This window comes from Mesorhizobium sp. ISC11, assembly GCF_037162595.1.
GTDB classification, from domain to species: domain Bacteria; phylum Pseudomonadota; class Alphaproteobacteria; order Rhizobiales; family Rhizobiaceae; genus Mesorhizobium; species Mesorhizobium ciceri.
Genome location: NZ_JAVSPW010000001.1, coordinates 2,834,552 through 2,848,967, shown reverse-complemented (window position 1 = coordinate 2,848,967; position 14,416 = coordinate 2,834,552). Strand labels below are relative to the sequence as shown.

The 14,416-nt window shown below is 62.8% G+C and carries 11 protein-coding genes, 1 tRNA gene and 1 pseudogene; 3 read left to right on the top strand and 10 right to left on the bottom strand.

Features of this window, described 5'->3' with window-relative positions; translation table 11 throughout:
* Positions 1-29: 29 nt before the first annotated feature.
* The gene (locus RPF88_RS14185) at positions 30-1,649 is read left to right on the top strand and encodes an ABC transporter ATP-binding protein (RefSeq protein ID WP_013532689.1); all 1,620 of its coding nucleotides are present in this window, start codon (positions 30-32) and stop codon (positions 1,647-1,649) included.
* A 33-nt stretch (positions 1,650-1,682) separates the two neighbouring features.
* Here RPF88_RS14185 and RPF88_RS14180 read toward each other — a convergent pair whose 3' ends face one another.
* From RPF88_RS14180 to RPF88_RS14160, 5 genes are all read right to left on the bottom strand, one after another.
* Positions 1,683-2,027, bottom strand: a complete 345-nt coding sequence (locus tag RPF88_RS14180) for a hypothetical protein (RefSeq protein ID WP_013532688.1) — start codon at positions 2,025-2,027, stop codon at positions 1,683-1,685.
* 223 nt (positions 2,028-2,250) lie between these two features.
* Positions 2,251-2,691: a hypothetical protein gene (locus tag RPF88_RS14175; RefSeq protein ID WP_063167694.1), complete on the bottom strand. Its 441-nt coding sequence runs from the start codon at positions 2,689-2,691 to the stop codon at positions 2,251-2,253.
* A gap of 6 nt (positions 2,692-2,697) precedes the next feature.
* Positions 2,698-2,913, bottom strand: coding sequence for a hypothetical protein (locus RPF88_RS14170; RefSeq protein ID WP_024503705.1), 216 nt, complete (start codon positions 2,911-2,913; stop codon positions 2,698-2,700).
* Between the two features lie 207 nt (positions 2,914-3,120).
* Positions 3,121-3,411: a hypothetical protein gene (locus RPF88_RS14165; protein WP_013532685.1), complete on the bottom strand. Its 291-nt coding sequence runs from the start codon at positions 3,409-3,411 to the stop codon at positions 3,121-3,123.
* Between the two features lie 538 nt (positions 3,412-3,949).
* Positions 3,950-4,026: transfer RNA gene (locus tag RPF88_RS14160), tRNA-Pro, on the bottom strand.
* Between the two features lie 201 nt (positions 4,027-4,227).
* On the opposite strand from RPF88_RS14160, the gene RPF88_RS14155 reads away from it, so the two are divergent.
* Together RPF88_RS14155 and RPF88_RS14150 are read left to right on the top strand one after the other, a co-directional pair.
* On the top strand, positions 4,228-5,748 hold the full coding sequence (locus tag RPF88_RS14155) for a phosphomannomutase/phosphoglucomutase (protein WP_013532684.1): 1,521 nt from the start codon (positions 4,228-4,230) through the stop codon (positions 5,746-5,748).
* An 11-nt stretch (positions 5,749-5,759) separates the two neighbouring features.
* Positions 5,760-8,000, top strand: a complete 2,241-nt coding sequence (locus RPF88_RS14150; protein WP_013532683.1) for a mannose-1-phosphate guanylyltransferase/mannose-6-phosphate isomerase — start codon at positions 5,760-5,762, stop codon at positions 7,998-8,000.
* 8 nt (positions 8,001-8,008) lie between these two features.
* On the opposite strand, the gene betB is transcribed toward RPF88_RS14150, so the two are convergent.
* The 5 genes and pseudogenes from betB to betI form a co-directional block, all read right to left on the bottom strand.
* Complete coding sequence (betB, locus tag RPF88_RS14145) at positions 8,009-9,472, bottom strand: betaine-aldehyde dehydrogenase (protein WP_013532682.1); 1,464 nt, start codon at positions 9,470-9,472, stop codon at positions 8,009-8,011.
* 57 nt (positions 9,473-9,529) lie between these two features.
* On the bottom strand, positions 9,530-11,182 hold the full coding sequence (gene betA, locus RPF88_RS14140; RefSeq protein ID WP_013532681.1) for a choline dehydrogenase: 1,653 nt from the start codon (positions 11,180-11,182) through the stop codon (positions 9,530-9,532).
* Positions 11,175-12,176: a threonine/serine dehydratase gene (locus RPF88_RS14135; protein WP_013532680.1), complete on the bottom strand. Its 1,002-nt coding sequence runs from the start codon at positions 12,174-12,176 to the stop codon at positions 11,175-11,177. The genes betA and RPF88_RS14135 overlap by 8 nt, the downstream gene beginning before the upstream one ends.
* The gene (gene betC, locus RPF88_RS14130; RefSeq protein ID WP_063167696.1) at positions 12,176-13,705 is read right to left on the bottom strand and encodes a choline-sulfatase; all 1,530 of its coding nucleotides are present in this window, start codon (positions 13,703-13,705) and stop codon (positions 12,176-12,178) included. The genes RPF88_RS14135 and betC overlap by 1 nt, the downstream gene beginning before the upstream one ends.
* A pseudogene (gene betI, locus RPF88_RS14125) lies at positions 13,702-14,291 on the bottom strand (choline-binding transcriptional repressor BetI). The gene betC and the pseudogene betI overlap by 4 nt, the downstream one beginning before the upstream one ends.
* Positions 14,292-14,416: the final 125 nt, after the last annotated feature.

Below are 14,416 nucleotides of genomic sequence, written 5' to 3'. Positions count from 1 at the left end.
GCGGGTCGATAAAGAGGGGGACCGCTGAGATGGCTGCTTCCGAAACGATCCTCAGCGTCAAGGATTTGCGTGTCCGCTTCCGCACGCTCGACGGCGCCGTCGAGGCGGTCAAGGGCATAAACATCCATGTCAAATCGGGCGAGACCGTTGCCGTGGTCGGCGAATCCGGCTCCGGCAAAAGCCAGACGATGATGGCGGCGATGAGCCTGCTGGCGTCGAATGGCGAAGCGACAGGCAGCGTCGACTATCGTGGCCGCAATCTTCTAACACTCAGCAAATCCGAGCTCAACAAGGTCCGTGGCCGCAAGATCAGCATGATCTTCCAGGAGCCGATGACTTCGCTCGATCCGCTCTATTCAATCGGCAACCAGTTGATCGAACCGATCCGCCGGCATCGGGGCCTGAATGTCGCCGAGGCGCGTGAAGAAGCGCTCAAACTGCTGCGGCTGGTGCATATTCCCGATCCCGAGCGGCGGATGAAATCCTATCCGCACGAAATGTCGGGTGGCCAGCGCCAGCGTGTGATGATCGCGATGGCTCTCGCCAACGACCCTGACATATTGATCGCCGACGAGCCGACGACGGCGCTCGATGTGACCATACAGGCGCAGATCCTGATGCTTCTGGCCGAATTGCAGCGCAAGCTCGGCATGGCGATCGTCTTCATCACCCACGATCTTGGCATCGTCCGCCGCTTTGCCGATCGGGTCTATGTCATGCGCCAGGGCGAGGTTGTCGAGGAGGGGGAGGCGGAGGCCATCTTCGTCAACCCACAGCATGCCTACACGAAAATGCTGCTGGCGGCCGAGCCGACCGGCAGCAAGGCGCCGCCGCCCGCCAACGCCCCAGTGCTGCTCGAAGGCAGGAATGTCGAAGTGACGTTCAGGATCGGCGGCGGGTTTCTTGCTGGCGAACCGCTGATGCTGCGTGCAGTCGATCACATCTCGATCCGGCTGCAGCGCAACCAGACCATCGGCATCGTTGGTGAATCCGGCTCGGGCAAATCGACTCTTGGCCGCGCCTTGCTGCGGCTGTTGCCGAGTGACGGGCTCATCCGTTTCGGCGATCGCGACATTTCCCAAGCCGACAGGCAGGCGATGCGGCCGCTGCGGCGCCAGATGCAGCTCGTCTTCCAGGACCCGTTCGGCTCGTTGTCGCCGCGCATGACTGTCGGCCAGGTCATCACCGAAGGACTTCTGGTGCATGAGCCTGACCTTTCGGGCAAGCAGCGTGATCAACGCGCGGTCGAGGCCTTGCGCGAGGTCGGCCTCGACCCCAACGCCCGCAACCGCTACCCGCACGAATTCTCCGGCGGTCAGCGGCAGCGCATCGCCATTGCCCGCGCCATGATCCTGAAGCCCAGGCTGGTGGTATTGGATGAGCCGACTTCGGCGCTCGATCGCTCTGTGCAGAAACAGATCGTCGAACTGCTGCGCAAGCTGCAGGCGGACCACGAATTGTCCTATCTCTTCATCAGCCACGATCTGTCGGTCGTGCGCGCCATGGCCGACTACATCATCGTCATGAAACAGGGCAAGATCGTCGAGGAAGGGCCGACCGAGGCGATCTTCAGCAATCCGCAGCACGCCTACACACAGACGCTGATGGCCGCCGCGATCGACGTGACGCGATTTCGCCTGAGCGCCTGAACCGGGCTCTGCACCGAGGCGTTGGCTGTCCGCTCAATTCGCGGACCTCTGGCACTTGCGCGCTCGCACGGCGGCAATGGCATCCTGTTGCTGCTTAAGCCGGTCGATCCTGGCTGTTTCACGGTTGGCTACCGCGGTCTTCACGCGTGAGCCGCCGAGCAGCCAGCGTGGAACATTGGTGTTGGCGACCTTGCCGCGCGTGATTGCCGTTTGCGAGATGTCACGGGCGACGTCTCCCATCGCACTGTTGAGGTCGGTGCACGTCATTGAATCGTATTTCGCCGGATCGACGGTTCTGCCGAGCGATGAACAGCCAGCGACGAGAACCAGCGTCATCACAAGAATCAAGGGCGGGGCTGTGGTTGAATTCAAATTCATGTCGCACTCGGCCCGCCGTTTCACTCATTCCATCAGGTCCATCGACCCTAGAGCCGACGGGCCTTTTCGTCAAAATATGCGGCCGCGAAGCAACCTGCCACAGGGTTCGGCCATGCGGGCCGACGGCAGGAACATCCCCAGTCTGAATTGCTATCTGCCGGGTGTGGAGTTCAATCGCTGGCAAACGGAGAGTGCCGGTTCCGGCGACGTCGAGGCGGCTTTCCTAAGCTGCTTCGGCCACCAACGTCGACGGGGGACCGCCGAGCACTGTCTGAGCGATCTCGGCGTCATTTTCATCGACATGCGCCGTCACCAGGACGACGCCCTCGGCCACGTCCTGATCATCCGCCTTCATGGCGTGCAGGGCGAATGTTCCAAACAGACCGCCGGCAACGCCGCCACAGACCGCGCCAGCCACCGCTGTTGGCAATACGCTCGCAGCAACAGGATTGATGCCAACTGCCGCAACGACGCTCAGACATGCCAACCCGCCGGCAGCAGCGCCCAGTACCGATCCCAAAGCGGAAACCCAAACAGATCCTGTCTCGTCATTGTAAGGCCCGATGATCGCGATCTGTACGCGAGGAATTCCGGCCGCCACCAAGTCGCTAGCGACCCGCGTCGCATCGGCGTGGGAATCAAAAAGTCTGCTAATCGTCGGCATGGTCGCTTAACGCTTCGGGCTGTTCAGCAGCGTGTCGGTGAGGAATGACGCGGCAATCAGGTCGTCAACCTCGATTCGGCCCTCGCCGCCCTCCATGATGGCCGCGACCTTCTGGAAGGTCTTCATCTCGTCTTCGGTAATCTGGGCTTGCTGCATCCTGGCCTTGATCTCTGTTACTCGCGTGCTCAGGGCATCGGATCGTTTGGTCTCACGGTTCGACATGCTGCTGCTCTTGGTTTCATCGATCATTTTTGCCCGCCACCCCGAATTTGGGGCAAGCGCATGCGTTTCCAACCTGGACTTCGGTCGGGCAGGGGTCAGACCTAAGTCTGGCTAGGGGCAATTGTCTTGCCGACGGTGCTGCCAAAAGCATGATCAAAGGGCCTCTCGTGGCCCGATTCCTTCAAGAATCGGGCCGGAGATCTGTGGTCAGTACCCGTCGTTCTCGATCACCACGGGATGGTGCCGATGGTGGTGGCGATGGGTGGAAACGGAACCTGTCACGACAACGGTATCGCGGTGATGATGCCGGCGCCCATGGTCGTAGAACGCCACAGTACCATGGCGGCGGTGGTGCAAGCGCTGACCGTCTTCGTTGATGATCTTGACGCTGCCGTGATGTCGATGATGGGTTCTAACAACCACATCGGCTTCGGCTGCCGAAGCCACGACGGGCAGTCCAATGGAAATCGCCAACGCGCACATGATCATTGTTTTCATTGCAATTTCTCCATTTTCTTAATTAGCCCTTCATTGGATTAACTGCCCCTGATCACTTTGGTTCCGGTGGTCCGGCATCGGCCCGAACGTTCACTGGTCATCGCCGGATCTCGTCAACGACGGAACATTAGACGTGCCTGATGGTTTTATTTCTCGCAGCCGGGATCACGATTTGGTGTCTGCTGCGGATCAGTCGGCAAAGACTGGTCGGCCCGCGTTCTCCGCCAGAGGCGCGGGCTTCCCCCAGGCAACAGGAGAGAGATCATGAACAATATCATTTGGCTCGTTGGAGCTGTGGTCATCGTGATAGCGATCTTGAGCTTTTTTGGCCTCCGCTAGCCGGACGCGCGTGCCAGTTGAGATGTTTTCCGGAATCTGTCCGCGAGCGCACGTATGAAGGCATAAAGCGGCCGGTTGACCGTCTGGTTGCTGTCCAGTGCAACAGGCATCGCTGTCGGCCGGCGGGGAGACGCGAGTAATCTCGCTTGAGGGGCAGGTGGAGCGCCGAAGTCGGGATGCGCTAACTCTTTGTTTTTTCTGGTCGGAGTGGCAGGATTTGAACCTGCGACCCCCTCGTCCCGAACGAGGTGCGCTACCAGGCTGCGCTACACTCCGTGACCAGACCGCGGGCTTATAGCCGCCACACTTCGTTCCTGCAAGCGGCATGGCAGCACTTCTGTCGCATTTCATCGGCTTTCGTCGAGCATAGCCCGAAAGGCTCGGATTCCCTCCTGGGATAAACGTGGCTTAAAGCCTTCTGTGCTAAGCCGCAGTCCTCGACAACTCGTAATTTCCGCCACTCGGAGTTTTCCAGTCTTGTCCTTCAGCATCGTTGGCGACGCCCGGCCCAACAGTTTCGAGTTCGAAACCGAAGCGCTGATCAAGCCATCCGGCTTTCGAGAATATGATGCGCGCTGGTGGTTTGGCCATCCCGGCTCCGCGCAACTGCCGGAGCTCAATCTGAATGGCGTCCAGGCGCTCGGAATGGGGCTTGGCACGCTGATCCGCCGTGTCGGTGCCGGTCCCGATATCGTCACCGGGCACGATTTCCGCTCCTATTCGCTTGGCATCAAGCTGGCGCTGGTGTCCGGTTTGATGGCTGCAGGCGCTCGGGTGAGGGACATCGGACTGGCGTTGTCGCCGATGGCCTATTTCGCCCAGTTCGCACTGGACGTGCCTTCGGTCGCTATGGTCACCGCCTCGCATAACGAGAATGGCTGGACCGGCGTCAAGATGGGTGCGGCGCGGCCGCTGACTTTCGGGCCGGAAGAGATGAGCGCGCTGAAGCAGATTGTACTGGCCGGCGATTTCGATCTCGTCGGCGGCGGCTCCTACGATTTCGTTCGCGATTTTCGCGCTACTTATCTCGACGATCTGACCGAGGACAAGCGCATCACCCGAAAGCTGAAAGTGGTCGCCGCCTGCGGCAACGGCACCGCCGGCGCCTTCGCGCCGCAAGCGCTGCAGCGCATCGGCTGCGAGGTCATCCCGCTCGATGTCGAACTCGACCACACCTTTCCGCGCTACAATCCCAATCCCGAGGATATGCAGATGCTGCATGCCATCAGGGACAAGGTGCTTGAGACTGGAGCCGATGTCGGCCTTGGCTTCGACGGTGACGGCGACCGCTGCGGCGTCGTCGACAATGAGGGCAATGAGATTTTTGCCGACAAGGTCGGTGTGATGCTGGCGCGCGATATCTCCAGCCAGCATCCGGGCTCGACCTTCGTCGTCGACGTCAAGTCGACCGGCCTGTTCAACACAGACAGCGTGCTGCGCGCCAACAGCGCCGTCACCGACTACTGGAAGACCGGCCACTCCTACATCAAGCGCCGCGTCGCCGAGCTTGGCGCCGTCGCCGGTTTCGAAAAGTCGGGCCATTTCTTCTTCAACCCGCCGATCGGGCGGGGTTATGACGATGGGCTGGTCACCGCCATTGCCATCTGCCAGATGCTGGACCGCAGCCCCGGCAGTTCGATGGCCGATCTATACCGCGCGCTGCCGCTGACCTTCGGCACGCCGACCATGTCGTCGCACTGCGCGGACGATGTGAAGTATGGCGTTGTCGAGCGGGTGGTTGCCGACTTTCAGGCCATGAAGCGGGATGGAACGGTTTTTGCGGGCCAGAAGATCGCCGACCTCATCACCGTCAACGGTGCGCGCGTTGTCGCGGACGACGGCACCTGGGGACTGGTGCGCGCCTCGTCGAACAAGCCGGAACTGGTCGTGGTCGTCGAAAGCCCGGTGTCGTCGCAGCGTCGACGGGAGATGTTCGAGGCTGTCGACACCGTGCTGCGCCGCAGCCCCGAGGTGGGCGCCTACAACCAGACCTTTTGAATGGTGGTTGAATGACCGAGCGGATTGTCAGTTTTGTCATGAGCGGCGGGGTCGGCTCGCGGTTGTGGCCGCTGTCGCGCGAGGACAATCCCAAGCAGTTCCACGATCTGTCCGGCGACGGCTCGATGCTGGCCAAGACCTTGCGCCGGCTGACGGCCCGGCCGGAAGGCGAAACGCCGATCTTCCTGATTGCCGCGGAGCGCCATGCCGACCGCGTTCACGCCGATCTTGCCGGCCTCGACCTCGCCGGCGGCGGGCCGCTGTTCGAGCCGACCGGGCGCAACACAGCCGCCGCCGTCGCACTGGCGACGCTGCGCACACTGTCCGAGTTCGGCGACAGCCTGGTGCTGGTGGTGCCGTCGGACCATGAGATATCGACCCCGCGCCAGTTCTGGCAGAGCGTCGAAGCCGGCACCGAGGCAGCGCGTAGCGGCCGGCTGGTGGTGTTCGGCATCAGGCCGACACAGCCCGAGACCGGCTACGGCTATATCGAGGTTGCGGCCGAAAGCGGCGGCATCTTCGACGTGTCGCGCTTCGTCGAAAAGCCGGATCTTGCGACTGCGCAAAGCTATCTCAAGGCCGGAAATTTCTACTGGAACACCGGTATCTTCCTTTTTCGCGCCAGCGCCATGCGTGATGCCTTCATAGCGTTCCAGCCGGATATCTGGCAGGCCACCGAAGCAGCGTACAAGGCAGCGACATCGGATTTGTCCGGCCTTTACATGCCGCTAGAACTCTACGCCGCCATTCCGTCGAACTCGATCGACTACGCCATCATGGAGCGGGCAAAAGACATCGCGATGGTGCCGGCCGGCTTCCGCTGGAACGATCTCGGCTCATGGCAGTCGCTGCTCGATGTCGGCCCCGCCGACGACCGGGGCAATGTCATCATCGGCGACGTCGTCGCCATCGATTGCGAGAATTCCTACATTCGCAGTGACGGCCGCCTGCTGTCGGCGATCGGCATGAAGGACATCGCCATCGTTTCGACATCGGATGCCACCTTCGTCGCTCCGGTCAGCCACAGCCAACACGTCAAGAAGATCGTCGAGCAGCTCGAAAAATCGGGTCGCCTGGAAACCAGGTTCACGCCGGCGCATGACCGCGTCATCGAAAGCGGCGCCTGGCGGCGGCGCGTGCATCACTGGCTGTTTCAGGAGACCTTGCCGCTGTGGTCGACATCGGGCGTCGACGAACGCCATGGCGGCTTTCACGAAGCGCTTGGCCTGGACGCTTCGCCGTTGATGAAGCCCAAGCGCATGCGCACCACGGCGAGGCAGGTCTATGCCTTCGCCGTTGCCCGGGCGCGCGGCTGGGACGGTCCGGCCGACCGGCTGATCAGCCACGGCATCGCCTTCATGGCCGGCAAGGGCCGCACCGACAAGGGCGGCTGGGTTCGGACGCTGAATGTTGACGGTTCGGTTGCCGACGCCACCGAGGATGCCTACGATCATTCCTGCGTGCTCCTGGCACTGGCGCATGCGCATATGTCTGGCAATCCCGACGCCTTGCGCCTCGGCGAGGAAACCTTCGCCTTTCTCGATGCGCATCTCGAAGACAGCCGCATGACCGGCTTCCTTGAGACATCGGATGGCAAAGGCGAGCGCCGCTCCAACCCGCATATGCACCTGCTTGAGGCCTTCCTCGCCTGGCACCAGGCGACCGGCGAGCGCGCCCATCTGCGCCGCGCAGCGCGCATCATCGACCTCTTCCGCAGTCATTTCTTCGATCCGGAAAGCTGGACGCTTGGCGAGTATTTCGATGCCGAATGGAAACCATCCGCCGGCGAGAAAGGCTCGTGGACCGAGCCTGGCCACCATTTCGAATGGGCCTCTTTGTTGGTCGATTTCGCCGGGCGCAGCGGCCAGGCCGAGTTGAGCGGCTTTGCCAGGAAACTCTACGCCTCGGCCATCGCCAATGGCCTCAACCGCGCCACCGGGCTTGCCTATGGCGCCGTCTCGCGGCAGGGCCTGCCGCTCGACCTGATATCGCGCAGCTGGCCGCAGGCCGAAGCCGTGAAGGCGGCGATCGCACTGGATGGCTCGGGCGGCCCCGATCTGAAGCCCGAGATCGAAGCGCGCGTCGGCCGGCTGTTCCGCTGGCACATCGACCCGGCGCCGCTCGGCCTGTGGATCGACCGCATCGACGAGCGCGGCCGCTCACTGGCATCGGACGTTCCGGCCAGCATCTTCTATCATCTGGTCTGCGCGCTGACCCAGTATCTGGACAGCACGGCCGACCTGAAGGCGTAAGGGCAGCCTCAGTACGGGCTCGCCACATCCCCGGTCTCGACATAGATCGACTTCAGCTGCGAATAGAGCGCCAGTGCGGCCAGTGAATTCTCACGCCCGATGCCTGACTGTTTGAAGCCGCCGAACGGGATTTCCACCGGCGTCAGATTATACGCGTTGATCCAGCAGGTGCCGGCCTGCAGTTCGGCGATGACGCGGTGGGCGCGCGGCAGGTCGCGCGTGAAGACGCCGGCAGCGAGGCCGAATTCGGTGTCGTTGGCGCGGTCGATCACCTCGTCCTCGCCGTCGAATTTCAACACGCTCATCACTGGTCCGAAAATTTCTTCACGGGCGATGCGCATGCCATCGGTCACGCCGGTGAACACCGTCGGCTCGACGAAGAAGCCGCCCTGAAAGCCCTGCAGCGAAGGCACATTGCCGCCGCAAGCAAGCGTCGCTCCATCCTGCTTGCCGATCTCGATATAGCCGGCCACCTTGTCGTGCTGCGCCTTGGAGACCAGCGGTCCCATCTGGGTTTCGGGATCGAGCGGGTCGCCGATGCGGATTTTCTTGGTCCGCTCTATCAGACGGTCGACAAAGCGGTCGTGGATGCCGCTCTGCACGAAGACGCGCGTGCCGTTGGAGCAGATCTGTCCGGTCGAATAGAAATTGCCGAGCATGGCGCCGCCAATGGCGTTCTCGATGTCGGCATCGTCGAACACGATCAGCGGCGACTTGCCCCCGAGTTCCATCGTCGCGTGCTTCATCTTCGAGCCGGCAAGCGACAGCACCTTGCGGCCGGTCGGCACCGAACCGGTCACCGAGACCTTGGCGACGACATCGTGGCCGACAAGCCCGGCGCCGACATCGCCATAGCCCTGCACAACGTTGAACAAGCCGTCGGGTAGCCCCGCTTCGCTGTAGATCTCGGCCAGTGCCAGCGCCGACAGCGGCGTGTTTTCCGACGGCTTGAACACCATGGCATTGCCCATGGCGAGCGCCGGTGCCGATTTCCAGCCGGCGATCTGGATCGGGTAGTTCCATGCGCCGATGCCGACACAGACGCCGAGCGCTTCGCGCCTTGTGTAGGCGAAGGGTCCGCCGAGATCGACCGACTCGCCGTTGTAGGCGGCAACGGCACCGCCGAAATATTCAAGGCAGTCCGCAGCCGAGGGCGCATCCGCCACCAACGTTTCCTGGATCGCCTTGCCGGTGTCCAGCGTCTCGATGCGAGCGAGGTCGGCGTTGCGGGCGCGTAATATGTCGGCGGCGCGGCGCAGGATGCGCCCGCGCTCGACCGGCTTCAGCCGCGCCCAGGCGGGCTGCGCCGCCCGCGCGGCCTCGACGGCGAGTTCCAGCACGTTCGGCGTTGCCGAACGCAGCATGGCGATGGTCTCGCCGGTTGCCGGATAGATGACCGGCAGCGGGGCGCCGCCTTCGTCCTCGATGTAGCGTCCGTTGACATAGTGCGATGCCGTGGGCTGAGCGCGCATGGAAGTCTCCAGATTGTCTTTCGCGGCATGCGGATCGTGCAGTCACACGATCATGCTCTATCTGTCCGACGCCTGCCAGCGCGGATTGATCCATGGTTCCTGGTTGGACGGCGCCAGCGGCGTGCGGCCAAGGATGTGATCGGATGCCTTCTCGCCGGTCATGATCGACGGCGCATTGAGATTGCCGTTGGTGACGCGCGGGAAGATCGAGGAATCGGCGACCCGCAATCCTTCGACGCCGATGACCCGGCACTCCGGATCGACGACGCTCATCACGTCGTCGGCGCGGCCCATCTTGCAGGTGCCGCAAGGATGGTAGGCGCTCTCCGCGTGATCCCGGATGAAGATGTCGAGATCGTCGTCCGACTGCACGTGGCTGCCCGGCGATATCTCCTTGCCTCGATAGGGATCGAACGCCGACTGGCCGAAGATCTCGCGGGTCAGCCGGATGCAGTGGCGGAACTCCGCCCAGTCGTCTGGATGCGACATGTAGTTGAAGTGGATCATCGGTTTCGATTTCGGGTCCGGCGAGCGCAGCGTCACCGACCCCCGCGACTTCGAGCGCATCGGTCCGACATGCGCCTGGAAGCCGTGCGACTTGGCCGCCGCCTTGCCGTCATAGCGGACTGCCGCGGGGATGAAATGGTACTGGATGTCGGGGTAGTCGACGCCGGCACGCGATCGCACGAAGGCCGCCGCTTCGAAATGGTTGGTGGCGCCTAGCCCGTTCTTGAGGAACAGCCACTGCGCCCCGATGAGCGCTTTCGAGAACGGATTCAGCACCGAATTGAGCGTGATCGGCAGCAATGATTCCTGCTGGATGTAGAGCTCCATATGGTCCTGCAGGTTGCGGCCGACGCCGGGCCTGTCGGCCACCACCGGAATGCCGTTTTCGCGCAGATGCTCGGCCGGACCGATGCCGGACAGCATCAGGATCTTGGGCGAATTGATCGACGATGCGGCGACGATTACCTCACGTCGCGCCTTAACGACCTGAATCTGTTTGTGAGCTTCGATCTCGACGCCGATGGCGCGCTGATTCTCGATGATCACCCGCCGCGCAAAGCCCTTGACCAGACTGACGTTTTTGCGCTTCAGCGCCGGCTTCAGATAGGCTGATGCCGCCGACCATCGGCGGCCGCCGCTGATGGTCTGCTCCATCGGCCCAAAACCTTCCTGCTTGGAACCGTTATAGTCCTCCGTCAGTTCGAACCCGGCCTGGCGGCCAGCCTCGACGAAGGCGCCATAGAGCGGATTTTTACGCGAGCCGCGCTGCACATGCAGCGGCCCGCCGTGCCCGCGCCAGCCATCCTCGCCGCCATCCGAATCCTCCATGCGCTTGAAATAGGGGAGCACGTCGGCGAAGCCCCAGCCGGCCGCACCCTCTTCGGCCCAATGGTCGAAGTCGCGGGCGTGGCCGCGCACATAGACCATGCCGTTGATCGAGGACGAGCCGCCGATAACCTTGCCGCGCGGTGTCGCCAGCACACGGCCGCCGAGATGCGGCTCCGGCTCGCTGGCAAAGCCCCAGTCGTAGAGGCTCATGTTGAGCGGGATCGACAGCGCCGACGGCATCTGGATCAGCGGCCCGATATCGCTGCCGCCGAATTCGATGACGATGACCGAATGCTTGCCGTCTTCCGACAGGCGATAGGCCATGGCCGAGCCGGCCGAGCCGGAGCCGATGATGACGAAATCCGCTTCAAGCATGGTTCATATGCGCCATGAAATCGGCGAGCGAGACATTGCCGCCGGTAGCCACAACAAGGACGGTCTTGTCCTTCACATCCACCTTGCCGCCGAGCAATGCCGCGATCGACGCCGCCCCCGACGGTTCGAGCACCAGCTTCATGCGCTCGAAGGCGATCCGCATCGCGCGCCGCACCGATTGGTCGTCGACGGTGATGCCGTGAACACCCGCCGTCTTGACCGCGGCAAACGGAGCATCGCCCGGCCGTCGCGACATCAAACCGTCGCAGATCGATTTCGGCCCGATCGGCATCGTCTCGATGCTGCCATGCGCCAGCGACGAGCCCATGCCATTGAAACCTTCCGGCTCGACGCCGATGATCTCTGTGGCGGGCGACAGATAATGGAAGGCGAGCGAAACGCCGCCGATCAACCCACCGCCACCGACCGAGCAGAACAAGAGGTCGGCGCTGGCACCTTTGGCTTCGAGTTGGTCAAGCGCTTCGAGGCCGGCGCCCGCCTGGCCGGCGACGATCTCCGGATCGTCGAATGGATGCAGCAGCGCCAGGCCCTCTGTCTCGGCGATCTCGCGCGCCTTGGCGGCGGCGACTTCCTCCCGCGCGCGCTCGCCATGGTCGGTCAGCACGACGCGGGCGCCATAGCCCGCCGTGGCATCACGCTTGGCGGCCGGTGCGTCGATCGGCATGACGATGGTGACGGGAACGCCAAGCGCCTGGCCGGCAGCCGCCAGCCCTTGCGCGAAATTGCCGGAGGAGTAGGCGACGACGCCCTTCTTCGCTTCGTCAACTGAAAGCTGCTTCAGGCGCCAATAGGCGCCGCGCACCTTGAATGAGCCGGCCCATTGCAGCGATTCCGGCTTGATGAAGACGCGGGCGGCGCCGGTCTCGCGGGCTAGTGCCGTCGATTCCAGCAGCGGCGTGATCTGCGTCGCCCTGGAGGTGACGGCATAGGCCTGCTTGAGATGGTCAAGGGAGGGGACGAGAAGGTCTGACATCATTCGCCTCGCGGATACCGTTTGCTCTCTTCGAGATTGTCGAGGTTCATGTGATTGCGCATGTAACGCTCGGACGCCTTTTGCAGGGGTTGGAAATCCCAGGGGTAATAGGCGCCGTTGCGCAGCGCCGGATAGACGACCCAGCGGCGCGCCTGGCTTTCGCGGACAGCGGCGTCGAAGCCGGCCATGTCCCAGCGTGTCTGGACCTTGTCCATGAATGCCGCCACCAGGCCCGCATTGGCCGCGTCGTCGGCCAGATTGTCCCGTTCGAGCGGATCGGCTTCGAGATCGAACAGTTGCGGCGGATCGAGCTCGCAATGGACGAATTTGTATCTGCCGTCGCGGATCGCCACCAAAGGCGCATTGGACCCTTCGGCGGCATACTCCATCAACACCGGCGCGGTGCGCTCGATGCCCTCGGTGAGCGGCAGCAGCGACTGGCCGTCGGTCCACGGCGCGATCGCAGCGATGTCGATGCCGGCGAGATCGCAAAGCGTCGGCGCCACGTCGAGATTGGAGACCGGCGTCTCGATCAGCCCGGCGCGAACGCCCTTGCCGGCAATCATCAGCGGCACCCGCGCCGAACCCTCGAAGAAGCTCATCTTGAACCACAGGCCGCGCTCGCCGAGCATGTCGCCGTGATCCGAGCAGAACAGGATGATTGTGTCGTCCGCCATGCGTGTACGCTCGAGAACGTCCAGGATCTCGCCCAGCTTGTCGTCGACATAGGAGATGTTGGCGAAATAGCCCTGCCGCGAACGACGCACCTGCTCCGGTGTGATCTCGAAAGAGGGATAGTCGCTGGCGTGGTACAGCCGCCGGGAATGCGTATCCTGCTGGTCATACGCGATGAACCCGGTTTCCGGGTCCAGCGCCCGGCAATGCTCATAGAGATCCCAATACTGCTTGCGCGCGACATAGGGATCGTGCGGATGCGACAGCGAGACAGTGAGGCACCAAGGCCGATGGTTCGCATCGTCCTGTTCGCGCGAAAGCTGATAGAGCTTCTGCGTGGCCAGGAACACGACCTCGTCGTCATACTCCATCTGGTTGGTGATCTCGGCGACGCCTGCACCGGTCACCGAGCCCAGATTGTGATACCACCAGTCGATACGCTCGCCGGGCTTGCGGTAATCCGGCGTCCAGCCGAAATCGGCTGGATAAATGTCGGTCGTCAGCCGCTCCTCGAAACCATGCAACTGGTCCGGCCCAACGAAATGCATCTTGCCCGACAGGCAGGTGTAGTAGCCGGCGGCGCGCAAATGATGGGCAAAGGTCGGGATCGATGAGGCGAATTCGGCGGCATTGTCATAGACGCCGGTGCGCGACGGCAATTGCCCGCTCATGAACGAGGCACGGCCCGGCGCGCAGAGCGGCGAGGCCGTGTAGTTGTTGGCAAAGCGCGCCGAACGCGCGGCCAACGCTTTCAGATGCGGTGTATGCAGAAACTCCGCCGGTCCGTCCGGAAACAGGGTTCCGTTGAGCTGGTCGACCATGACGATCAGGAAATTGGTTCGCTTCATTGTCACTGTTTGCGCCGCTCGCCAAGTTTGGTTTCGAGATAGTCCTCGACCAGCGCGATCGCGGTCGCGGCATCGGGCACGCCGTCTTTCAGCGCCCGCCTGATGTAGAGCCCGTCGATCATCGCCGCGGTCGCTTCGGCGGCGCGGTCGGCTTCGGCTCTGGGCAAGATCCCGGTCAGCCGCTCATCAGGTTCGAGTGCAGCCGCCGCGCGTAGACCTTGAGCAGCCGGCGCAAGGCCGATGATTTCTGCGCCTCGACATAGAAGGCGAGCCAGGCGGCGATGGTTTCCGGCTGGAACTGGATGTCGGAGAAATTGACAGCGACCACCGCCGAGACCCTTTCGCGCGCGCTATTGGCCGAGCCAAGGGCGCGCAACGTATCGGCTGTAAGCTCCGCCAGTATGTGCCGCATCGTCGCCAAGAGCAGCTCGTCCTTGGCACCAAAATAATGATGGGCAAGGGCGGACGACACGCCGGCGCGTCCGGCGATCTCGGACATGGTCACGTCGAGCGAACCGCGCTCGCCGATCGCCGAGATCGTCGCGTCGATCAGCGCCTTGCGGCGCAGCGGTTCCATTCCGATTTTCGGCATCTCGCCATGATCCTTTGAGAGAACAGGATTATTTTTTATTGACGCGTCAATCAACAAAAAAATCGGCCGCGATCTCGGCTGTACCAAGCGATTGTACGCCTCCAGCCCTTCACGAAACCGGCACG

Excerpts from the sequence above, each read along its gene's own strand:
- RPF88_RS14185 (WP_013532689.1), top strand. The coding sequence starts at position 30 with ATGGCTGCTTCCGAAACGATCCTCAGCGTCAAGGATTTGCGTGTCCGC.
- RPF88_RS14180 (WP_013532688.1), bottom strand. The coding sequence starts at position 2,027 with ATGAATTTGAATTCAACCACAGCCCCGCCCTTGATTCTTGTGATGACG.
- RPF88_RS14175 (WP_063167694.1), bottom strand. The coding sequence starts at position 2,691 with ATGCCGACGATTAGCAGACTTTTTGATTCCCACGCCGATGCGACGCGG.
- RPF88_RS14170 (WP_024503705.1), bottom strand. The coding sequence starts at position 2,913 with ATGTCGAACCGTGAGACCAAACGATCCGATGCCCTGAGCACGCGAGTA.
- RPF88_RS14165 (WP_013532685.1), bottom strand. The coding sequence starts at position 3,411 with ATGAAAACAATGATCATGTGCGCGTTGGCGATTTCCATTGGACTGCCC.
- RPF88_RS14150 (WP_013532683.1), top strand. The coding sequence starts at position 5,760 with ATGACCGAGCGGATTGTCAGTTTTGTCATGAGCGGCGGGGTCGGCTCG.
- betB (WP_013532682.1), bottom strand. The coding sequence starts at position 9,472 with ATGCGCGCTCAGCCCACGGCATCGCACTATGTCAACGGACGCTACATC.
- betA (WP_013532681.1), bottom strand. The coding sequence starts at position 11,182 with ATGCTTGAAGCGGATTTCGTCATCATCGGCTCCGGCTCGGCCGGCTCG.
- RPF88_RS14135 (WP_013532680.1), bottom strand. The coding sequence starts at position 12,176 with ATGTCAGACCTTCTCGTCCCCTCCCTTGACCATCTCAAGCAGGCCTAT.